This window comes from Gymnodinialimonas phycosphaerae (assembly GCF_019195455.1).
Lineage (GTDB): Bacteria > Pseudomonadota > Alphaproteobacteria > Rhodobacterales > Rhodobacteraceae > Gymnodinialimonas > Gymnodinialimonas phycosphaerae.
Genome location: NZ_JAIMBW010000001.1, coordinates 2,904,460 through 2,924,297, shown reverse-complemented (window position 1 = coordinate 2,924,297; position 19,838 = coordinate 2,904,460). Strand labels below are relative to the sequence as shown.

At 63.1% G+C, this 19,838-nt stretch carries 22 protein-coding genes; 13 read left to right on the top strand and 9 right to left on the bottom strand.

Annotated elements, in window-relative coordinates; all coding sequences use genetic code 11:
• Positions 1 to 60: 60 nt before the first annotated feature.
• Together KUL25_RS14455 and KUL25_RS14450 are read left to right on the top strand one after the other, a co-directional pair.
• Positions 61 to 1,494 carry an aldehyde dehydrogenase family protein gene (locus KUL25_RS14455; protein ID WP_257893569.1) on the top strand — a complete coding sequence of 478 codons (1,434 nt, stop codon included), beginning with the start codon at positions 61 to 63 and terminating at the stop codon, positions 1,492 to 1,494.
• Positions 1,495 to 2,037: 543 nt separating this feature from the next.
• Entirely contained in the window at positions 2,038 to 2,169 is a 132-nt protein-coding gene (locus tag KUL25_RS14450) for a hypothetical protein (RefSeq protein ID WP_257893568.1), read from the top strand.
• A gap of 127 nt (positions 2,170 to 2,296) precedes the next feature.
• Here the strand turns inward: KUL25_RS14450 and KUL25_RS14445 are convergent, their stop codons facing one another.
• The 6 genes from KUL25_RS14445 to KUL25_RS14420 form a co-directional block, all read right to left on the bottom strand.
• Positions 2,297 to 2,959 (bottom strand): RluA family pseudouridine synthase, encoded by a 663-nt coding sequence (locus tag KUL25_RS14445; protein ID WP_257893567.1) that lies wholly within the window; start codon positions 2,957 to 2,959, stop codon positions 2,297 to 2,299.
• Positions 2,960 to 2,985: 26 nt separating this feature from the next.
• Complete coding sequence (locus KUL25_RS14440) at positions 2,986 to 3,228, bottom strand: hypothetical protein (RefSeq protein WP_257893566.1); 243 nt, start codon at positions 3,226 to 3,228, stop codon at positions 2,986 to 2,988.
• Positions 3,225 to 3,428, bottom strand: a complete 204-nt coding sequence (locus KUL25_RS14435) for a hypothetical protein (RefSeq protein ID WP_257893565.1) — start codon at positions 3,426 to 3,428, stop codon at positions 3,225 to 3,227. Before KUL25_RS14435 ends, KUL25_RS14440 begins: the two co-directional genes overlap by 4 nt.
• A complete protein-coding gene (locus tag KUL25_RS14430) occupies positions 3,425 to 4,141 on the bottom strand; it encodes a class I SAM-dependent methyltransferase (RefSeq protein WP_257893564.1) in 717 nt (238 codons plus the stop codon). The genes KUL25_RS14435 and KUL25_RS14430 overlap by 4 nt, the downstream gene beginning before the upstream one ends.
• Before the next feature lie 129 nt (positions 4,142 to 4,270).
• Positions 4,271 to 4,912, bottom strand: coding sequence for a ChrR family anti-sigma-E factor (locus tag KUL25_RS14425; RefSeq protein ID WP_257893563.1), 642 nt, complete (start codon positions 4,910 to 4,912; stop codon positions 4,271 to 4,273).
• Between the two features lie 25 nt (positions 4,913 to 4,937).
• Entirely contained in the window at positions 4,938 to 5,444 is a 507-nt protein-coding gene (locus KUL25_RS14420; protein WP_257893562.1) for a sigma-70 family RNA polymerase sigma factor, read from the bottom strand.
• Positions 5,445 to 5,744: 300 nt separating this feature from the next.
• Between KUL25_RS14420 and KUL25_RS14415 the strand changes: the two genes are divergently transcribed.
• From KUL25_RS14415 to KUL25_RS14395, 5 genes are all read left to right on the top strand, one after another.
• Positions 5,745 to 7,037 (top strand): NAD(P)/FAD-dependent oxidoreductase, encoded by a 1,293-nt coding sequence (locus tag KUL25_RS14415; protein WP_257893561.1) that lies wholly within the window; start codon positions 5,745 to 5,747, stop codon positions 7,035 to 7,037.
• Complete coding sequence (locus KUL25_RS14410) at positions 7,034 to 7,798, top strand: DUF1365 domain-containing protein (RefSeq protein WP_257893560.1); 765 nt, start codon at positions 7,034 to 7,036, stop codon at positions 7,796 to 7,798. The genes KUL25_RS14415 and KUL25_RS14410 overlap by 4 nt, the downstream gene beginning before the upstream one ends.
• The gene (locus KUL25_RS14405; RefSeq protein ID WP_257893559.1) at positions 7,795 to 9,021 is read left to right on the top strand and encodes an MFS transporter; all 1,227 of its coding nucleotides are present in this window, start codon (positions 7,795 to 7,797) and stop codon (positions 9,019 to 9,021) included. Before KUL25_RS14410 ends, KUL25_RS14405 begins: the two co-directional genes overlap by 4 nt.
• The gene (locus KUL25_RS14400) at positions 9,021 to 9,758 is read left to right on the top strand and encodes an SDR family NAD(P)-dependent oxidoreductase (RefSeq protein WP_257893558.1); all 738 of its coding nucleotides are present in this window, start codon (positions 9,021 to 9,023) and stop codon (positions 9,756 to 9,758) included. Before KUL25_RS14405 ends, KUL25_RS14400 begins: the two co-directional genes overlap by 1 nt.
• A 72-nt stretch (positions 9,759 to 9,830) precedes the next feature.
• Positions 9,831 to 10,145 (top strand): DUF3775 domain-containing protein, encoded by a 315-nt coding sequence (locus tag KUL25_RS14395; RefSeq protein ID WP_068358664.1) that lies wholly within the window; start codon positions 9,831 to 9,833, stop codon positions 10,143 to 10,145.
• 64 nt (positions 10,146 to 10,209) lie between these two features.
• Here the strand turns inward: KUL25_RS14395 and KUL25_RS14390 are convergent, their stop codons facing one another.
• The 3 genes from KUL25_RS14390 to KUL25_RS14380 are packed head-to-tail and all read right to left on the bottom strand — an operon-like array spanning position 10,210 to position 13,929.
• Positions 10,210 to 11,262: a saccharopine dehydrogenase gene (locus KUL25_RS14390; RefSeq protein WP_257893557.1), complete on the bottom strand. Its 1,053-nt coding sequence runs from the start codon at positions 11,260 to 11,262 to the stop codon at positions 10,210 to 10,212.
• 58 nt (positions 11,263 to 11,320) lie between these two features.
• Positions 11,321 to 12,022 (bottom strand): response regulator transcription factor, encoded by a 702-nt coding sequence (locus KUL25_RS14385; RefSeq protein ID WP_257894871.1) that lies wholly within the window; start codon positions 12,020 to 12,022, stop codon positions 11,321 to 11,323.
• A complete protein-coding gene (locus tag KUL25_RS14380) occupies positions 12,022 to 13,929 on the bottom strand; it encodes a PAS-domain containing protein (protein ID WP_257893556.1) in 1,908 nt (635 codons plus the stop codon). Before KUL25_RS14380 ends, KUL25_RS14385 begins: the two co-directional genes overlap by 1 nt.
• A 198-nt stretch (positions 13,930 to 14,127) precedes the next feature.
• Here KUL25_RS14380 and KUL25_RS14375 point away from each other — a divergent pair, with 198 nt between their 5' ends.
• The 6 genes from KUL25_RS14375 to KUL25_RS14350 all read left to right on the top strand — a co-directional run bounded on the left by KUL25_RS14375 (position 14,128) and on the right by KUL25_RS14350 (position 19,836).
• Positions 14,128 to 16,101, top strand: a complete 1,974-nt coding sequence (locus KUL25_RS14375; RefSeq protein WP_257893555.1) for an AMP-binding protein — start codon at positions 14,128 to 14,130, stop codon at positions 16,099 to 16,101.
• A gap of 78 nt (positions 16,102 to 16,179) precedes the next feature.
• Positions 16,180 to 16,998 carry an ABC transporter ATP-binding protein gene (locus KUL25_RS14370; RefSeq protein WP_257893554.1) on the top strand — a complete coding sequence of 273 codons (819 nt, stop codon included), beginning with the start codon at positions 16,180 to 16,182 and terminating at the stop codon, positions 16,996 to 16,998.
• Entirely contained in the window at positions 16,991 to 17,491 is a 501-nt protein-coding gene (locus tag KUL25_RS14365; protein ID WP_257893553.1) for a hypothetical protein, read from the top strand. Before KUL25_RS14370 ends, KUL25_RS14365 begins: the two co-directional genes overlap by 8 nt.
• Positions 17,492 to 17,494: 3 nt before the next feature.
• Positions 17,495 to 18,481 carry a branched-chain amino acid ABC transporter permease gene (locus KUL25_RS14360; RefSeq protein WP_068358644.1) on the top strand — a complete coding sequence of 329 codons (987 nt, stop codon included), beginning with the start codon at positions 17,495 to 17,497 and terminating at the stop codon, positions 18,479 to 18,481.
• A gap of 3 nt (positions 18,482 to 18,484) precedes the next feature.
• Positions 18,485 to 18,751, top strand: coding sequence for a hypothetical protein (locus KUL25_RS14355; RefSeq protein ID WP_257893552.1), 267 nt, complete (start codon positions 18,485 to 18,487; stop codon positions 18,749 to 18,751).
• Entirely contained in the window at positions 18,751 to 19,836 is a 1,086-nt protein-coding gene (locus KUL25_RS14350; RefSeq protein ID WP_257893551.1) for a branched-chain amino acid ABC transporter permease, read from the top strand. The genes KUL25_RS14355 and KUL25_RS14350 overlap by 1 nt, the downstream gene beginning before the upstream one ends.
• The last annotated feature ends 2 nt before the right edge of the window (positions 19,837 to 19,838 follow it).

Below are 19,838 nucleotides of genomic sequence, written 5' to 3'. Positions count from 1 at the left end.
GGTCTTGCGCCGCACCGCGTCCGCTGTCACGGTCCCGCGCGAAACAGACCGGAGGCTTCCATGAGCAACGCAAAGAACTTCTACATCGACGGCAAGTGGGTGGCGCCTGCGAAGGCCCGTGATCTGGCCGTGATCGATCCTTCGACCGAAGAGGTCTGCGAGACGATATCGCTAGGGGACCAGGCCGACACGGATGCGGCGGTCGCCGCCGCGCGCCGGGCCTTCACCACCTGGGGCGTCACGGACCCGGCCGAGCGTATCGCCGTCGCCGAGAAGCTGCTGTCGGTCTATAACGCCCGCGCCGAGGAAATGGCGCAGGCGATCTCCAGAGAGATGGGCGCCCCGCAGGATCTGGCGCGCGCGCAGCAGGTCGGGGCAGGATCGTGGCACCTGGAGGGGTTCATCCGTGCCGCGAAGGACTTCGTTTGGGATCATCCCTTGGGCGATTGGGCACCGACAGAGCGTACGATCTATGAGCCGATTGGCGTCTGCGCGCTGATCACGCCATGGAACTGGCCGATGAACCAGATCGTGCTGAAGGTCGTGCCGGCGCTTCTGACGGGCTGCACGATGGTGCTGAAGCCGTCGGAGATTGCACCGCTGTCGGGCATTCTGTTCAGCGAGATGATGGACGAAGCAGGTGTACCGGCGGGCGTCTACAATATGGTGAACGGCGATGGGCCGGGGGTGGGTAGCCAGCTGTCGGCGCACCCTGACGTGGATATGGTTTCGTTTACCGGGTCCACCCGCGCGGGGCGTCTGATCTCGAAGGCCGGGGCCGAGACGATCAAGCGGATCAGCCTGGAGTTGGGCGGCAAGGGCGCGAACATCATTTTCGCGGACGCCGACGAGAAAGCCGTGAAGCAGGGCGTCATCCGCTGCTTCCGCAACACCGGCCAATCGTGCAACGCGCCGACGCGGATGCTGGTGGAGCGGTCTCGCTATGACGAGGCGGTCGAGCAGGCGGCGGAAGCGGCGGCCAAGGTGACCGTGGGGCCTGCATCCGAGGAAGGGCGCCACATCGGCCCGGCGGTATCCGAGTTGCAGTTCAACAAGATCCAGGACCTGATCCAGGTGGGGATCGATGAGGGCGCAAAGCTGATTGCAGGTGGCACCGGGCGACCGGGGCACCTGAACCGGGGCTACTACATCCGCCCGACCGTCTTTGCCGACGTGACGCCCGACATGACGATCTACCGCGAAGAGATCTTCGGGCCGGTGCTGTCGATCATGCCGTTCGACAGCGAGGACGAGGCCGTCGCGATTGCCAACGATACGGACTACGGCCTGACGAATTATGTGCAGACCGGCGACGTCGAGAAGTTCCGCCGCGTGGCGCGGCAGTTGCGCTCAGGCATGGTCGAGGGCAACGGGCAGGGATTTGCGCAGGGGTCTCCGTTTGGGGGCTACAAGCAATCGGGCAACGGGCGCGAGGGCGGGCGGTTTGGCCTGCACGAGTTCCTGGAGACGAAAGCGGTCTCTGGCTGGGGGTGATCAAGCTTGAGCATCTGCGTAAGCCATTGAAAACGTGCGTTTTCGAAGAAAGCGTTAACCTTTTGGCAAGGTGAGCGCAGGCGATGGAAGGAGGGGCTGCGGGAGCGGCCCCTTTTTTGTTGCGGTGTCTTGAGGCGGGCGGGGAGACGCTGGTCTGCGGCTTTTTGCAGGGCAAAAAGCGCAAACGCCGCCCCTCCCGCCCTCCCGCAGGGTGCGATACTTCGGGAGACGGCGCGGGTCGTGATGCCGGGCGCCTTCGGCGAGAGTTCTTCCAGCAAGATGAAAGGGGCCGCGCGTCTGAGGTAGTGTTCCCTGCCACGCGCTTGGGCTGTATTTGTCAGTGGTGCAGCCTTTTGAGGGGGAGCTTGGAGCGCCCTGATCGAGGCGGCGCGGGATCGTGGATCGTCTGGCCGTCATGTCCAAACCGGGAGCAAAAGAATGGACTATGAGGTTTGATGTTTCAAATGCCGCTGGCCGGAGAACCCTGTGGCGAGCGATGTGCCATCATTGCTTTGTTACGAAGTCATTGAAGCGACAGACGTGGTGACGCGCACTGTTGACCGGTATTCAGATGGGACCGCGATCCGTGACAGCATTGAACTGGCAGAGCGCGAGGGGCCCGACGAAAGAGCGCGCGAGTTCAGATCGCTCGTCCACGGGCCGTTCCTTGGGTAGTCTCGGGAAGGTCTGATTCCCGCCACCAAGTGTTAATTTCTTGCTGCGTGGGACGATGCGCGCGCCAATTTCTTGGTCATCTGAAAGCCCGGAGCGTATTTGAGCGGCGCTTCAAGACGGCTCTGTTTCAGAATGGAACTTTTGCGCGGAAGGTCATGCCGATGCCGCCGTCGGGGTGGCGGAGTTTCAGGCTTTCGGCGTGTAGCATCAGGCGCGGGAAGTCGCGGGCGGGGCCTGTGGCGTAGAAGGGATCGCCCAGGATCGGGTGGCCAATCTCCCGCATATGCACGCGAAGTTGGTGCGAGCGGCCGGTTTTGGGGAAGAGGCGCATGCGTGTCGTCCCATCCTCCACCCGCAGTCTGCGCCAATCGGTTTGGGCGGGTTTGCCCGTTTCATGGTTCACATGTTGCAGAGGGCGATTGGGCCAGTCGACGATCAGGGGCAGGTCGATGTGGCCCGACGCCTCGGCCACCTCGCCCCAGACGCGGGCGACATAGGCCTTTTTGGTATGGCGTTTCTCGAATTGCAGGCCGAGGTGGCGTTGGGCGTGGGGTGTGCGGGCGAAGACCATGACGCCCGAGGTGTCCATGTCCAGGCGATGGACCAGAAGAACCTCGGGGAAGGCGGCTTGCAGGCGGGCGATCAGGCAATCGGCCAGATGTTCGCCCTTGCCCGGCACCGACAGCAAGCCCGCAGGCTTGTTGACCAGCAGAAGCTCGTGATCCTCGTGGAGGATGTCGAGGGGCGTGTCGGGCGGCGCGTAGGTGAAGGACGTATTGGGCGGGGTCACTGGCGGCGGGGTCACTGGAGGCGCGGTCACTGGGGCAACAGAACATTCGTGGCGATCATCGCCGCCAGCACAAGGCTGAGCCAGACGAAGGTGTTGCGGTCCTGCTTGTCGTCCGGGGAGGTGAACCACGCGCGGATCTGCGCGGTCAGGGTGTCGCCCTTTGCGGCGGCCCGCTGTTGCGCGGTCGTAACCATACGGTACGTCATGTACGCCCAAGCCGCGAACACGAGGACTTCGAGGACGACGCGGATGATTTGACCGGTGCTCATTCAGGGGGGCCCTTTCGCAATTGCCAGGCAGACCACAGGGCCGAGCCGCCAAAGAACGCCCCGCCGATGATCGCGATTTCCAGCGAGGCGATACCAGAGATCCCGCGGCTCGCATAGGCCGCGATCAATAGCGCAAGGCCACCGAGGCTGATGGCGAGGCGCAGTTTCAGCTCGCCCCGGGTGGGGCCGAAGCGGTTCATGGCGCGGCCTTTCGGGCAGTGATGTACCAGCCGGGGGCCGAGGACCAGACGGTTTCGCCCCGGCGGCCGGCGTAGGTGGCCTGGCCGCCGAAACGGGCGCGGGCCTCCAGGATATCGAAAAGTGCGGCCTGGGTTTCCACGATCCCCCGGATCGCCCTGTCGCCGCGTCCCTTGATCATCAGGGCCGAGGTGCGCCGCCCGAACACCAGCGGCAAGAGCTTTGCATCCGGGTAGCCAAGGTCGGCCAGCGTTGCGCCCCACCAACTGGGGGTGTGGCGGTTGAAATCATCGGGATGGCCGTGGACGGGATACATCCACGGTACGATGATATGCAGGGTGCCGCCGGGCTTGAGGGTGCGCGTGACCTCGCGCAGGGAGGCGACATCGTCGTGGATGTGTTCCAGCACGTTGAAGGTGATGACGGCATCGAAATGCGCGTCGGCAAAAGGGATTGGGTCCCCCACCTTCACCAGGTCTGTGGGCTTGAATTCATCGGAGATGTTGACCGAGCGGTAGGTCGCGCCCTTGGACAGGAACGGTGCGTAGTTGGTGGTCGTGCCGCCGCCGAAGTCCAGCACATCCCCTGCAAGATCGAGAGAGCCGATCAGATCCAACTCCATCCGGCGCAGCATGGTTTCCTTTGCGCCATAGGCACGCAGGGCCCGGAACCGGGCAAGGCTGGGGAGGGGAGGATCTTGCAGAGTGAAGGTCATGGGGCGCACACCGCTTGAGGCAACTCCCCCTCGGTCGCGCATATCCTGCGCGCTGGCAAGGGGGCGGGGCCCAGAACGCGAAACGCCGCCCCAGCGGAGCGGCGATCAGGGCGTATGGCCAAGGCGGGCTTAGATGCCCACGAACGGCTGCGCGATGCGGGGCAGCAGGCCCTGAAACTTCAACTTGGCGTTGGTGGCGACAAGACAGATGCAGTCTTCGCCGGGCTCGGCAATGGGTTGGTGGTTGGTCTCGGAATCCGCGACCTCCAGATCACCGCGGGCAAAAACGCCGTCTTCATCGCGGAAGGCACCCTTCAGGACCAAGGTCATCTCGGTGCCATGGTGGCTATGCTGGGGCATGGCCTTGCCTGCGGGGATCAGCAGCAATCGCGCGGTGCCTTGATCATCCGAATGCAGGACACATTGCTTCACACCGCCGCCGATGGACCGCCAGCGCACGGCTTCTTCATCGCCGCCCACAAAAGCTTGCAGCGGCACGGGGAAGGTGCCGGTCGAAGGCGTCGGCCGCTCGATCGGGGCAGCGCCTCGGATCTTGGCCATGGTCTGTTCCAGACTGTCGTCGGCCACCTCGACAGCTTCCATGTCGCACAGGACAGCGCCGCCGAGCGCTTCGAACGTCTCAAGCCGGGCGCGGGCGTCATCGGAAAGCGACACATGGGTCGCCAGAACAAGATCGAAGGCCTTTGCCAGCGATCCGGAGGCATAGCCCATCAACATGTCGTCGGGTACGGAGTGATGTGTGTCAGTCATGTAATTCTGTCGTTCTTCAGGTGTTTCAATTCATCGAATGTCTAAGCCGATCAAGAGCTAACCTAATCCGCGACTTGATCGTGCCAAGGGGCAACCCTGTTTCAAGCGCAATCTCGGAATGGGTAAGATCTCCGAAGTAGGCATGTTTTATCAGCTCCCGCTGCTTTTCAGGCAGGCCGGCAAGGGCATCTGCCAGGCGGGTCGTGTCTTGTTGCAGGGCGAGGACGTCGGCCTGATCGGGCGCCTGTTCGGGGCCCCAGGGCAGTTCCTCCGGCTCGGGGCGGGCATAGCGGCGCAGCAGATCGATTTTGCGATTGCGGGCAATCGTGAAGATCCACGTCGCCACCGAGGCGCGTGCCGGATCATACATATGTGCTTTGCGCCAAAGTGTGGCCATGACATCCTGCATACAATCTTCAGCGAGGCTGGCATCAGCCCCGGATTTCATCAAGAACGCCTTCACCCGTGGGGCAAAGTGCCGAAAGACCTCGGCGAAGGCGGACTGATCCTGGTCCTGCGCTATGGCTGCCATGCAGGCGACCCATTGCGCTTCTGTGTGTTCGTTTGCGGTCACGGTCTTTCCACGCAGCGGCTAAGGCTTACAGGTAGCCCGCTATGGGGGTACTCTCCACCCGAGCCACTGTCAAAAGTGCGTGGTCGTTCCCGATCAGCTTATTCATGTTACGCCGCATCTCCTAGGTTGGATCACTCTTACCTTCGCAGTGAAATGGTTTTACCTGAAATGATTAATCCCGCGGGGGTTTTTCTTTGATCCTCTTCCGGTTGCACTGCGTATACCCTTCAACGAACAACGACAGAGCCAGGGGATACCATGCCGTTTGAAACGCCCGTTCAGGGATCCAAGAAGATTGCCGTTATCGGGGCCGGGATTTCAGGGATGGCGGCAGCCTATCATCTGGCCACTGACCACCACGTCACATTGATCGAGGCCGAGGGCCGCCTGGGCGGCCACGCGCGCACCGTGGTGGCGGGCAAGAACGGTGATCAGCCTGTCGATACCGGCTTTATCGTGTTCAACCACGTGAACTACCCCAACCTTGTGCGGCTGTTCGAGGAACTGGACGTGCCGACGACCCTGTCGGACATGTCATTTGCGGCCTCTATCGATGGCGGGCGGATCGAGTACGGGTTGCGCAGCCTGCGCGCGCTTCTGGCACAACCGGCCAATCTGCTGCGTCCGGGCTTCGTGCGGATGGTCCGTGACCTGATGCGCTTCAACGCCGAGGCGTCAAGCGTCGCCACCGACAGCACGATCACGCTGGGGCAGTTGATGGACCAGATGAACATGGGGCCGTGGTTCCGCGAATATTACCTGGCGCCGGTTTCGGGCGCGATCTGGTCGACGCCGAAAGAGGAAATCATGGATTTCCCGGCGCAAGCGCTGGTGCGCTTTTTCCGCAACCACCATTTGTTGGCCGCCACCGGGCAACACCAGTGGTACACGGTGCAGGGCGGGTCCATCGAGTATGTCACAAGGCTGGAAGCGGCGATGCGTTCGCGCGGCGTGGACATCCGCCTTGGTCGTGGGGTCGAGGCCGTCAAACGTGACGCCACCGGGGTGCACGTCCAACAACAGGGCCATTGGGAGGCGTTCGACGAGGTCGTCTTCGCCACCCATTCCGACGATACCCTGGCGATGCTGGCCGATCCGTCGACAACGGAAATAGCGGCGCTGGGGGCCGTGCGCTATCAATCGAACCAGATGGTTTTGCATGCTGATGCTCGCTCCATGCCCAAGCGCCGGGCCACATGGTCCAGCTGGAACTATACCGAGCGTCCGGGCTTCACCGGCGGTCCGATCGATCTGACCTATTGGATGAATTGCCTCCAGCCGATCCCCGAAAGCGACCCGATGTTCGTGACGCTCAACTCGCGCGCGCCCATCGACGACAAGCTGATCTACGACACCGCCACCTTCCGCCACCCGGTCTATGACCTGCCTGCCTTGGCGGCGCAGAAAACCATCGCGCAGATGAACGGCGAGAACGCCACATGGTTCTGCGGTGCCTGGATGAAGAACGGCTTCCACGAAGATGGCTACGCCTCGGCGATGGATGTCGTGGAAAGCCTGAAATCCCGCCACGCCAGCGCGTTGGTCGCATGAACGGCGCCGTCGATCATGTTCAGGGGCAGACGTTCCATGGCCGACGGGGTGCGGTGGAGAATGCCTTCACCTACGGCATCGATTACGTGATGCTGGACGCCGAGGCCCCCGCGCGAGGGCCCGCGTTCTTCGGGCGTAACCGGGGCGGGGTGTTTTCGCTGCACGACAGCGACCATGGCGGCGCGCCGAAGGCCGGTGTTGGCGCACCCTGGGCGCGCGAGGTGCTGGAGGCCCACGGGCTGGCTGGCGTGACCGATGGCAAGCTGATGCTGTTGGCGCAACCGCGTGTCTTGGGGCATGTCTTCAACCCGGTGTCCTTCTGGCTGGCCTATGACCGCCAGAACCGTCTGCGGGCGGTGATTGCGGAAGTGTCCAACACCTTTGGCGATCGCCATTCATACCTCTGCGCGCATCACGATCAGCGCCCCATCAGCCGGGAAGACACGCTGACCGCCACGAAGATTTTCCACGTTTCGCCCTTCCAGCCGATCGACGGGGGCTATGCCTTCCGGTTCGATATTCGCCCGGATCGCGTTGGCGTCTGGATCGAGTTCACGACCGGCAACGAGGGGGTTCTGGCCACCCTGACCGGCGCGAGAAAGCAGTTGACCAACGGATCCATCCTGCGCGCGGCACTGCGGCGGCCCTTCGGGTCGCGTCGGGTGCTGACGTTGATCCACTGGCAGGCGTTGAAGCTGTGGTGGAAAGGCGCGTCCTACCGTGACCGCCCCGAGCCGCCGGTGGAGGAGGTCTCTCGTTGAGGGACACGCCCGCGCCGTCGCTGCCCGGATACGCCGTCTTTGCCGCCATGCTCGCCAGCGCGGGTTTGCCGATCTACATCCATGCGCCGAAGTTCTACGTCGACACCTACGGCGTCAGCCTGACGGCGCTGGCCGCGGTGCTGTTCGGGTTGCGCTTGTTTGACGTGGTGCAGGACCCGGTCCTGGGCTGGTTGGTGGGCCGCCTGCGCGGTGCCCGCCGTATGGCCGTGATGGTGGGCGCGGGCGTCATCGCGGCCTCGATGCTTGGCCTCTTCGCCATCGCGCCGCCCTTGCCGCCGCTGGTGTGGTTCACGCTGACGATGGTGGGCCTGTTCTCATCCTTCTCGTTCCTGACCATCGCGATGTATTCCGAGGGCGTGACCGCTGCTGCGCGGGTGCGGGGCGGCCACCTCAAGCTGGCGGCATGGCGGGAAACCGGCGCGCTTCTGGGCGTTTGCGTGGCATCGATTGCGCCGTTCGTCCTGGGCTTCACCGGGTTTGCCGTGTCGTTTGTGGTGCTTGCGGCACTGGCCGTCTGGTTGATGCGACACGACTGGGGTGGAGGTTCTGCGCCGTCCTCCGGCGGTTTCGGGCCGGTCCTGCGGGACCCGTTGGCGCGCCGACTTCTGGTGATTGCCCTTCTGAACGCCGCGCCGGTGGCGGTCTCCTCAACCCTGTTCCTGTTTTACGTCGAAAGCGTGTTGCAGGCGGGCGCTTGGGCGGGTGCCTACCTGATCTTGTTCTTCATCATGGCCGCCGCCTCTGCCCCCGTCTGGAGCGCTCTGGCCACCCGCTATGGCAGCCGCCCCATGTTGTTGAGCGCCATGACCCTTGCCATTGCAGGCTTCGCGGGCGCTCTGGCCCTTGGCCCCGGCGACACCTTGGCCTTCGCGGCCGTCTGTGTCGTCACGGGCTTCGCCCTTGGCGCGGATTTCGCGTTGCTGCCCGCAGCCTTTGCCGCAAGAATGGAACGCGTCGCCCCCGATGCGGGCGAAGCCTTCGGTTTGTGGAACTTTGTGTCCAAAGCCACGTTGGCCATAGCCGCGATCACGCTACTTCCAGCCCTGGAGGCGGCGGGGTTTCGCGCAGGTGAGACCTCACCCGAGGGGGCGATTGTGCTTCTGGCCTATTTATACGCAGGGGTGCCTTGCGTGCTGAAATTGGGCGCGATGGCGCTGTTATTGATAACGCCCCTTCCAGCGGGCGAGAGAGAGGATTTTTAATGCAGGATTGGACGGGAAAGCGGTATTGGTTGATCGGCGCCTCTGACGGGTTGGGGCGCGAACTGGCTGGCCTGATGAGCCGATCCGGCATCGAGGTCGTGCTGTCCGCCCGATCCGAGGACAAGCTGACCGCCGTGGCAGACAGCCTGCCGGGCGCCGCGACCGTCGTGCCGATGGACGTGTCGGACCGCGCCTCGGTCGAGGCGGCGGCAGAGGCGGTGGGCCAGGTCGACGGGATCGTGTTCCTTGCCGGGCTTGGCACCTTGATCAAGGCCACGGAATGGGATGCCGACAAGGTCGAACAGTTGTTTGACGTCAACCTGCTGGGGGCCGCGCGCGTCATTGGCCAGGTGATCGGCCCCATGGTCGAACGCAATGCGGGCCACATCGTGCTGATCGGATCCCTTTCGGCTTACCGGGGCCTGCCGGGCTCCATCGGTTACTCGGCATCCAAGGCGGGCCTTATGGCGCTGGCGGAATCGATGCATGGGGATCTGAAGGACACGGGCATCCTCGTGCAACTGGCCAACCCCGGTTACATCGAGACCCAGATGCAGGACGACAATCCGCATTCCAAACCCTTCATGATGACGCCAGAAGCCGCCGCGCGCGAAGTGTTCGAGCAGATGAACACAAGCTCGTTCCACAAGGCGTTCCCCATGGGCTTCAGCCTTCTGTTCCGCCTGTCACGGTTCCTGCCGACATCAATCTACGAGTGGATCTTCTTCCGCCGCTGAGACTTGTTCTGAGTCAAAGCGCCCGGGCCCTGCTTCTGATTGTGTAGGAACAGAAACCGGAAGGAGCGGGATATGGAAATCTCAACGCGGGCCGTGGCCCAAGTGATTTTGATGGGCCGGGAGATGGGACGCGCGGAAGGCGAATTGCGCAGCTTCATCGAACGGTTGCCAGAGGAAGAACAGGTCGAGCTGGTCGCGATCTTCTGGATCGGACGCGGCAGCTACGAGGCGGAGGAGCTTGAAGAGGCCATCACCATGGCGCGCCAGGAGGCGTCGGTCCCCACGGCGGATTACCTGTTCGGGAGCCCCCATTTCGCGGATCATCTGGAGGCGGGCGCAGAGGCGCTGAACCTGGATGTGGCCGGGCAGGAAGAAGATCTGTTGTAGGGTTTGCGCCGCCTTCGGCGTCGCGGGGGAGCCTCGCGCCCTGCGGGCGCGTTTGAAAAAGGTGTCAGAGAGCGTTCAGGGCGCTTTGGAACGTTGCATGGGCCCGGCCCCAGACACCTTGATAGATTTGCGGCAGGGCAAGCAGATGCGGGAACAGCTGCTCGGCGAAATCCTCGGAACTTTCCAGTGGCAACAGCGACGGCAGATTGTCGATCGCCATAACGTCGAGCGGCGGCTTGTCCGCAACGCGAAGCGTGGGATCTGCCCAGGTTGTCACGCGGTCATAGACCTTGATCGGAGAGAAATCCGAACTTGGATCGCACGCGATATCGCCGATGACGCGCAGGGCGCGCGGCGCGCTTTTGGCGGTTGCAGCAACAAAGACGGGGACACCGTCCATCGCGAGGATGCAATTGAGGAAGATCGTGTGGGCCAGAACCTCGGGGAACGGGCCACCATGGGCCGTCTCTGCCATGTCCCAAGCGGTCGGCGTGACACCCAGGGTCTTGAGAAATGCCGACGCCCCAGTGCCCGTGCGCCCCAGGGCGCCGATGATCAAAGCCGTGGGCAAGGGGGCTTCGGCGTCAGCAAGGCGCGCTTTGATATCGGCGATGAGCGCGTCTTGATCCGGCCAGCTGCTGACCGCGCCCATCGGGTCCTTGCCATGTTGCGCGGCCCATGACCCCACGCTAAGCGCGGCGCCCACGAACCCGGCCCAGTAGCCGAAGGCCGCAACGCGGCGGCCGGCGTCATCCACCAGGTATTCCAGATCGTAAAGGGTGCCTCCGCCTTCCTTGAAGCGCTGCAACAGGTGCGGCCCGTCGGCCTGGCCCTTGAAGGCGTGGCCGAAAAGGATGTGACGGTGGCGCAGGGGGCCGGTGTCTTCGGGCAGTTCCTTCAATCCGAAGATGACGGCATCCTCGGGCGCTTCGCGCCACGTTCCGGCCGGGGCGATCCGGGCGCCGGACTGTCGGTAGCCATCGATGGGGAGGATCCGCGAGGGGCTGTCTTCGACTGTCACGTCAAGCCCGTCGGCCAATAGCCGCGCCACGCCTACGGGGGTGATGCCCACGCGCCGCTCATTGGCGCGTTCTTCCGCTCGGACCCAGAGATGCATCGGGAGGCTCCTTCATGGCACCAGTCACGGCAAGGCTATCAGCGGACCGGCGGGGCCGCTAGGACCAGGTGACATCCCCCAGAAAGATATAGCCCGCGCCATAGATCGTCTTGATCAGGCGTGGATTCTTGGGATCCTCGCCCAGTTTCGTGCGCAGCCGCGAGATGCGGACATCCATGGCGCGATCAAAGCTGTCACCCGCCGCGCCGCCCAGGCTTTCTTGCATGTGCTGCCTTGAAATCAAGCGCTTGGGTGCATTGAGAAAAAGGCGCAGGACCTCGCCTTCGGCATGGGAAAACGGGGTCTCGACGCCACTGGCGTCGGTCAGGATGTAACTGTCGAACTGCGCCGTCCAGCCGTTGAAACGTGCGGTGTTCTGGGCGCGGTCCGGGGCCTTGGGGCTGCGCAGGCGGGCGCGGACGCGGGCGATGACCTCGGTCGGATCGAAGGGCTTGATGATGTAGTCGTCGGCCCCCAGCTCCAGCCCCGTGACGCGGTCCTGCACCTGGGCGCGGCCCGAGATGATGATGATCGCCGCCCCGGATTCCAGCGCCAGGCGGTGAACGACCGCAAGGCCATCGCGGTCCGGCAGGCCAAGGTCCACAAGGCAGACATCGGGGGTGGTGTGGCGCAGGGCGGCCTCGAATTCGGTCGCGCGGGCGAAGGTTGCGGTGCGAAAGCCTGCGTCTTGCAGGGCCTCGGAGAGCATGGCGCGGATCTGCGGTTCATCATCGAGTATGGTCACGAGGGGGGCGTCGATCATGGTGTCACCTTGGTGGTCAGAAGCCCCGCCAGGACGCTGCCGTCCAGGGTTTTGCGCAAGACGGGCCAGCGGGCGGCACCCGATGCGAACAGGGGATCGTCGGGCGGCAAGGATGTCATCAAGGCCAGCCGCAGGGCCGGATGCCTTTGCGCGATATCCCTCAGCAAGGCGACGCCGTCTGTCCCGCCCAGATGGATGTCGGACAACACCCAGTCCAGGCCGGGCAGGTCGGCCAGCGTCTGTGCCTCTTCCGCCGTGGCGGCCTCGATCACCTGATGGCCGAGATCGGTCAACAGATCGCGGACGTGGGCGCGAATTTCAGAGATATCATCGACCAGAAGGATCAGGCGGGGGCGGGCCTCGGCCTCGGCCGGGCGCAGCGGCAGGCGCAGGGTGACGCGCGCGCCCTGGGCGGTGTTGGAAAGGGCCATCGTGCCCCCCGCAAGTTTCACCAGATCATAGACCATCGTCAGGCCAAGGCCCGATCCTTCATCGCCCTTGGTGGTGAAAAACGGGTTCAGGGCCTGCCTCAGGGCGGTTTCCGAGAACCCGCGCCCGGTGTCGTCCACTGTGATCTCCAGCCAGGTATCCTGCACGTCGCGCAGGGCCAGGGTGATCTCTCCGGCGTCGCCGATCCCATCGCGGGCGTTCAGCACAAGGTTCAACAGCCCGTCTTGCAAGGACCCCGCGTCCAGCATCAAGGCGGGGTGGGGAATGTTGCAGGTCACGGCAAGCGTGACCCCGTCGGGCAAGGTCGCCTCGGCCAAGGGCGTGAAACCGGCGAGGAAATCCTGCACCACGACGGGCGCGGGGCTGATCTCACGCGCGCCGGTCATATTGGCGATCTTGTCAAGCAGTAGTCCGCCCCGCCGAACGGCCATACGGGTGGCACCCGTCAACTCGTGGGCGCCGTGGGGCAGGGGCAGCTTTTCCAACCGCGCTTGCAGGCCAAGGATGATGGTCAGCAGATTGGCGAAATCATGGGCAAGGCCCGAGGTCAGTTGCGCCGCCAGTTCGCGCTTGTGGGTCTGCTCCAGCGCGGTGCGGGCCTGCGCTTCTTCGGTGACATCGGTGGACAGAAGGTAGACGCCGCCATCGGCGTGTTCATCGGGGGTGAAAGCGGTTCGGATGCGGCGCCCGGAGGCGGGTTCCGTGAATTCCAGAACCGCAGGCTCACCGGCGCTGGCCCGCGCCAGCGTGGGGCGCAGGATTGCGGCGGTTTCATCCCCCAAGGCCTCTTCGAAGGTGCGCCCGATGATGTCGCTGGCACGGCCCGGCAGCAGCGAAGACAGGCGTCGGTTGGTAAAGGTGTAGATGCCGCGCGCATCGATGTGACCGATGTGGGCGGGCGTCATCTCGGTAACCAGCCGGGTGCGGGCCTCCATCTCGGTCAGGGCGGCTTTGGCCTCCTGCAACTGGATGATCGTGGCCTCAAGGCGGCGGTTGGACAGGGCGAGTTCTTCGGTGTGGGTGAGGACCTGATCGGACAGCTCTTCGGACCGGGCGCGCAGAAGCGCCTCTTGCCGTTTGACTGCCGTGATATCGGTATAGACCGTGACCCAGCCCCCATCGGGCAGAGGCGAGCCTTCGACGCTGATTGCCCGCCCGTTGGCGCGCACCCGTTCCAGGTAATGGGGCAGGAAGGCCAGGGCCTGATCGACGCGCGTCTGCACGAAGGCGTCGACATCGTCGACCTCGCCGTATTCGCCATGGGTCACGAGAAACCGAAGCGTCTCGTCAAACCGGGCGCCGGGCGTGACGAGGTGTTCGGGCAGGCCGAACATTTCCTGAAACGGCCGATTGGACACGGCCAGCCGCAGGTCCGCGTCATAGATCGACAAGGCCTGTTGAATCAGGTTGAGACCTGCGCGGGTGAAGGATTCCGTGGTGGGATCGCGTGCCATGACCCATGGCTAGCGACCTGCACCGCATTCGCCAAGGCCGCCCGCCATGCTGTTACAATTCGTAAGGTTTGGGAAAAAGTCAGGTAACGCTTGACGGACACTGCTTGTATGGCACGGTGGGCGAACTGAAGAGCGCCTCGGACAAGAGGGTGCCTGCGGTGCACGCCAACCGGGAGGGTTGGCGATAGGGAGGATAGATTGGCCGATATCTCACCGCCTGCGGGCGCGCCTCAATCCATACCGGCGCTGTTGCGCCGCAATGCGGCCCTGTTCGGGTCACGCGATGCGTACCGTGAAAAGGAATACGGGATCTGGCAAAGCTGGACCTGGGCCGAGACGCTGGACGAGATCGAGGCGCTGGCGCTGGGGCTTCTGGCGCTGGGGCTGGAACGGGGCGATTACGTTGCCATCATCGGGCGCAACAGGCCTGCCTTGTATTGGTCGATGGTGGCCGTGGAAATGGCGGGCGCCGTGCCGGTGCCGCTGTACCAGGATGCCGTCAGCGAAGAGATGACTTATGTGCTGGAGCACTGCGGCGCGCGCTTCGTGATCGCAGGCGATCAGGAGCAGGTCGACAAGGTGCTGGAGGCGCAGGAGACGCTGCACGGCATCGAACACATCGTCTACGTGGATCGGCGCGGGATGCGCAAATACGACCACTCGAAAATGAACGCGCTGGACGATGTGCAGGCGGAAGGCCGCGCCGCGCACCAACGCCTGCTGCCCGAATTACACGCCCGTGAGGCGGAACTGACCTACGACAGCACCTGCGTGATGTTGTATACGTCCGGCACGACGGGCAAGCCCAAGGGCGTTGTTCTGTCGAACCGCAATATCATCGAGACATCCAAATCGTCGTGTGAATTCGACGGTTTGCGGGCGGAGGATGAGGTGCTGGCCTATCTGCCCATGGCGTGGGTGGGCGATTTCATCTTCTCCATCGGGCAAGCCTACTGGTCAGGGTTCTGCGTCAATTGCCCTGAGTCGGCCGACACCATGATGACCGACCTGCGTGAGATCGGGCCGACGTATTTCTTCGCCCCGCCGCGGGTGTTCGAGACGTTGCTGACCTCGGTGATGATCCGCATGGAGGACGCGGGCCGGTTCAAGAAGCGCCTCTTTGATCGGGCCATGGCGCGCGCCAAGGAGATTGGGCCCAAGATCCTGGATGGCAAACCGGTCAGTACGGGCGAGAAGCTTGCCTATGCGCTGGACAATCTGCTGGTGATCGGGCCGCTGAAGAACACGTTGGGCATGAGCCGCGTGCGCGTGGGCTACACGGCTGGTGAGGCGATCGGGCCCGAGATCTTCGATTTCTACCGGGCGCTGGGGATCAACCTGAAACAGCTTTACGGTCAGACGGAGGCGAGCGTTTTCATCACGCAACAGCCAGACAGCGAAGTGCGACCCGATACCGTGGGCGTGCCGTCACCGGGGGTGGAGCTGAAGATCGGGGAGAACGGAGAGGTCTTCTACCGCTCGCCGGGCACTTTCGTGGAGTATTTCAAGAACGCGGAATCCACGGCCTCCACCAAGGATGCCGAGGGCTGGGTCGCCACGGGCGACGCGGGGTTCATCGAGGAAGGCACGGGCCATTTGCGAATTCTGGACCGCGCCAAGGACGTCGGAAAAATGGCCCACGGCGGGCTGTTCGCGCCGAAGTTCGTGGAGAACAAGCTGAAGTTCTATCCCGACATTCTGGAAGCGGTGGTTTTCGGGAACGAGAAAGACTACTGCACCGCCTTTATCAACATCGACCTGAGCGCTGTGGGAAACTGGGCGGAACGCAACAACATCGCCTATGCGTCCTATCAGGAACTGGCCGGGCATCCGCAGGTGCTGGCCTCTCTCAAAGGTCATGTGGAGGCGGTGAACAGATCCGTTGCGGAAGACCCGATGCTGGCCCACTGCCAGGTTGCGCGGTTCCTTGTGCTGCACAAGGAGTTGGACGCGGACGACGGGGAAATGACCCGGACGCGCAAGGTGCGGCGGCGGATCGTGGAGGAGAAATTCGCGGATCTGCTGGAGGCTTTGTACGGCGGCAAGTCTGAGCAATATACCGAGACGGAAGTGACCTACGAGGATGGTCGGAAGGGCAAGATCACGGCCACGTTGCAGATCATCGATGCGGCGACCGTGGACGTAAGCTCTGGTCAGATGGCGGCGGAATGATGGGCGGGTTTGCTTCGCAAATACGCTCGGCTTGCGCCATCGCCCCACCCACCATCCCGCGCGAAAGGGGGGTGAAAGATGCTTGATGCGGCAGAAGGCCATGTGACAGCTGACGGGCGCCAGATCGGCCCCGTGGTCATGGAGATGCGCAATATTACCCTTAGATTTGGGGGGGTTGAAGCGATCAAGAACATCTCGTTCGATGTGCGCGAGGGCGAGATCCGCGCGATCATCGGGCCCAATGGGGCGGGCAAATCCTCCATGCTGAACGTGATTTCCGGGTTCTATCATCCGCAGGAAGGGGAGGTGCTCTATCGTGGGGCCAAGCGGCCCTCGATGAAGCCCTTTCAGGTCGCGCGCCAGGGCATTGCGCGGACGTTCCAGAACATCGCCTTGTTCGAGGGGATGAGCGTGTTGGACAACGTGATGACCGGGCGGCTCAACCATATGAAGACGGGTCTGTTCGGGCAGGCGTTCTGGTGGGGCCGCGCCGAGGCGGAAGAAGTTGCCAACCGCCAGAAGGCTGAGGAAATCATTGATTTTCTTGAGATTCAGGCGATCCGCAAAACGCCCGTGGGGCGGTTGCCCTATGGCCTGAAGAAGCGGGTGGAACTGGCGCGGGCCCTGGCGGCCGAGCCGCAGATCCTGCTCTTGGATGAGCCGATGGCGGGGATGAACGTGGAGGAGAAGGAAGACATGTCGCGCTTCATCCTCGACGTGAATGACGAGTTCGGGACGACCATCGTGCTTATCGAACACGATATGGGTGTTGTGATGGACCTGTCCGACCGCGTCGTGGTGATGGATTACGGCAAGAAGATCGGCGACGGCACGCCGGATGAGGTGCGCAACAACCAGGAAGTGATCGACGCCTACCTGGGGGTCGCCCATGACTGAAATGGCCCGGAATTCAGGGTGCAAGACCCTGATTGGCCCCTGTAGTTTTTCTGTGGCTACGGCTGTCGGTATGATGCTGGCGACGATGGGCGCCGTCGCGCCTGCCTTGGCGCAGGTGGAAGATACGTTTGCACAGTTTGAGGCCCGCTGCCTGACGCCTATGGTGGAGGTGCGCGACAGCGATACCCTTGGCCTTACCCTGATGGCCGCGGACGCGGTGCAAGAGACGTGGATGGAGGAGCTCCGGGAATGGCAACTGGTCCGCTCGACCCCGGAGGCGGTCGTGCAATTCTGCGCGGTGTTTGGCCCCTTCGGTGCAGAGGTGGACGCGTGGGCTGAAGCCGCACGCGCATCGGGGGACTGGATCCGCATCGACCGGACGCCAGAGACGCTGCAATCCACCTTCCTGAGGGAACCTCGGATCGAGGTGGAGATCGACCGGACCGCAATGCCCACGAGCCTGACCGTCATTGAGACGAATTTGGAGAGCTGAGACATGCCCGAACAACTGATCTTTGCGATGGAAGTCACGCTCAACGGTCTGATGACCGGGGTGATGTATGCGCTGGTGGCCCTTGGCTTCGTGCTGATCTTCAAGGCGTCCGGCATCTTCAACTACGCCCAGGGCGTCATGGCGCTGTTTGCGGCGATGACCTTGGTGGGCATCCAGGACGGGCGCGTGCCCTTTGCGCATCTGATCAACGAGATTTTCGGCACCGACATCCACTATTTCGGCTGGGAGGTTCCGGCCCTTGGGGCGATCTTGCTGACTGTCGTGGTGATGATCGGCTTTGCCTATCTTGTGCAGCGGTTCGTGTTCAAACACCTGGTGGGGCAAGAGCCGATAATCCTGTTCATGGCCACGATTGGCCTCGCCTATTTCCTTGAAGGCATCAGCGACCTGATGTGGGGGAGCGAGATCCGCAACCTCGACGTGGGCCTGCCGCAGGGGATCAATGATTGGATCGATGTGACTACGTTCGAGGCGCTGGGCTACGGGTTTTTCATCGACAACCTTGATATCTCGGCCACGCTGATTGCGGCGATCCTTGTGATGGGGCTGATCGCATATTCGCAATACACCAAGAACGGGCGCGCGATGCGGGCCGTGGCCGATGACCACCAGGCGGCGTTGAGCGTTGGCATCTCGCTGAACTACGTCTGGGTGCTGGTCTGGTCGCTGGCGGGGATCGTGGCGCTGGTGGCGGGGATCATGTGGGGCAGCAAGTCTGGCGTGCAGTTCTCGCTGTCGCTGATCGCGCTCAAGGCGTTGCCGGTGCTGATGCTGGGCGGCTTCACGTCGATCCCCGGCGCCATCGTGGGCGGGCTCATCATCGGCGTCGGAGAGGCGCTGTTCGAGTTCTCCATCGGCCCGATGATCGGCGGCGCGACGGAAAACTGGTTCGCCTATGTGCTGGCGCTGCTGTTCCTTGTCTTCCGGCCCCAGGGCCTGTTCGGCGAAAAAATCATCGAGAGGGTCTGAGCCATGGATAAACAACTGACACCGCCCAACCCCTTCGCCAACCAGGGACGCCCGGCCTTCGAGGATGGGGGCAACCGCCCGAAGAAGATCTGGGCCATCGTGACCACGGTCGGTTTCGGCATCTTCTGGGTGTCGCTGCTGTATCTAATCGCCGAACTTGTCGGGCCGCTCGATATCGTGATCTGGCCGATGATCCTGACGCCCGTGGGCCTTGCCGTCGGCATCTTCGGTCGGGTGATGATGTCTCGCAAGGTCGAGGAGGCACGCTGATGTTTTACCGTGAGGCAGGTGATTTCAAGACGTCCTACGCCGAGGACAACCAGACATTCCCGATCCTGTTCGACAGGTATCGCTACTACTTCGTGCTGATCGTGGGCGCGCTGGTGATCCCGTTCATCATCAATGATTACTGGGCGAACTCCATCCTGATCCCGTTCCTGATCTACGCGATCGCGGCGATCGGGCTGAACATTCTGACGGGCTATTGCGGTCAGGTCAGCCTTGGCACCGGCGGGTTCATGGCGGTGGGCGCGTACACGTCCTACAAGCTGATGACGGCGTTCCCGGGGCTGGACATGATTTCGGTCACGTTGTTGTCGGGCGTGATGACTGCAATGGTGGGCGTGGCATTTGGCTTGCCGAGCCTGAGGATCAAGGGGTTCTATCTGGCGGTGGCGACGCTGGCGGCGCAGTTCTTCCTGGTGTGGCTGTTCAACAAGGTGCCGTGGTTCTACAACTACTCGGCCTCGGGGCAGATCTCGGCGCCTGAGCGGGATTTCTTCTACTTCACCAACATGGCTGTGACCGGCCCGAATGCGGAGTCGTGGGCGAAATACCTGTTCTGCTTCTTCTTCGCCTTCGTGCTGGCCTGGGTGGCCCGCAACCTGACGCGCGGCAGCGTTGGGCGGCAGTGGATGGCGATCCGCGACATGGATATCGCCGCCGAAATCATCGGGGTGAACCCGCTGAAGGCCAAGTTGACGGCTTTTGCCGTGTCGTCGTTCTACGTCGGCATCGCGGGGGCGCTGTTGTTCACCGTCTATCTGGGCGCGGCAGAGGTGGGGGAGGCCTTTGGCATCACCAAGTCCTTCCTCGTGCTGTTCATGATCATCATCGGCGGTCTGGGCTCTATCTTCGGCAGCTTCGCGGGTGCGGCGTTCATGGTGATCCTGCCGGTCGTTCTGCGGAACTTCCTGACCGGCACATTGAACTGGGAAAGCGCCTTGGCGACCCATTTCGAGTTCGTCATCGTGGGGGGGCTGATCATGTTTTTCCTGATCGTCGAGCCCCACGGGCTTGCGCGCCTATGGGCGTTGGCGAAAGAGAAACTGAGATTGTGGCCGTTCCCGCATTGAGG

Coding starts and splice junctions, on each gene's coding strand:
- KUL25_RS14370 (WP_257893554.1), top strand. CDS start 16,180: ATGCTTGATGCGGCAGAAGGCCATGTGACAGCTGACGGGCGCCAGATC.
- KUL25_RS14395 (WP_068358664.1), top strand. CDS start 9,831: ATGGAAATCTCAACGCGGGCCGTGGCCCAAGTGATTTTGATGGGCCGG.
- KUL25_RS14390 (WP_257893557.1), bottom strand. CDS start 11,262: ATGCATCTCTGGGTCCGAGCGGAAGAACGCGCCAATGAGCGGCGCGTG.
- KUL25_RS14415 (WP_257893561.1), top strand. CDS start 5,745: ATGCCGTTTGAAACGCCCGTTCAGGGATCCAAGAAGATTGCCGTTATC.
- KUL25_RS14410 (WP_257893560.1), top strand. CDS start 7,034: ATGAACGGCGCCGTCGATCATGTTCAGGGGCAGACGTTCCATGGCCGA.
- KUL25_RS14360 (WP_068358644.1), top strand. CDS start 17,495: ATGCCCGAACAACTGATCTTTGCGATGGAAGTCACGCTCAACGGTCTG.
- KUL25_RS14380 (WP_257893556.1), bottom strand. CDS start 13,929: ATGGCACGCGATCCCACCACGGAATCCTTCACCCGCGCAGGTCTCAAC.
- KUL25_RS14350 (WP_257893551.1), top strand. CDS start 18,751: ATGTTTTACCGTGAGGCAGGTGATTTCAAGACGTCCTACGCCGAGGAC.
- KUL25_RS14365 (WP_257893553.1), top strand. CDS start 16,991: ATGACTGAAATGGCCCGGAATTCAGGGTGCAAGACCCTGATTGGCCCC.
- KUL25_RS14440 (WP_257893566.1), bottom strand. CDS start 3,228: ATGAGCACCGGTCAAATCATCCGCGTCGTCCTCGAAGTCCTCGTGTTC.
- KUL25_RS14455 (WP_257893569.1), top strand. CDS start 61: ATGAGCAACGCAAAGAACTTCTACATCGACGGCAAGTGGGTGGCGCCT.
- KUL25_RS14430 (WP_257893564.1), bottom strand. CDS start 4,141: ATGACCTTCACTCTGCAAGATCCTCCCCTCCCCAGCCTTGCCCGGTTC.
- KUL25_RS14400 (WP_257893558.1), top strand. CDS start 9,021: ATGCAGGATTGGACGGGAAAGCGGTATTGGTTGATCGGCGCCTCTGAC.
- KUL25_RS14425 (WP_257893563.1), bottom strand. CDS start 4,912: ATGACTGACACACATCACTCCGTACCCGACGACATGTTGATGGGCTAT.
- KUL25_RS14435 (WP_257893565.1), bottom strand. CDS start 3,428: ATGAACCGCTTCGGCCCCACCCGGGGCGAGCTGAAACTGCGCCTCGCC.
- KUL25_RS14355 (WP_257893552.1), top strand. CDS start 18,485: ATGGATAAACAACTGACACCGCCCAACCCCTTCGCCAACCAGGGACGC.
- KUL25_RS14420 (WP_257893562.1), bottom strand. CDS start 5,444: ATGGCAGCCATAGCGCAGGACCAGGATCAGTCCGCCTTCGCCGAGGTC.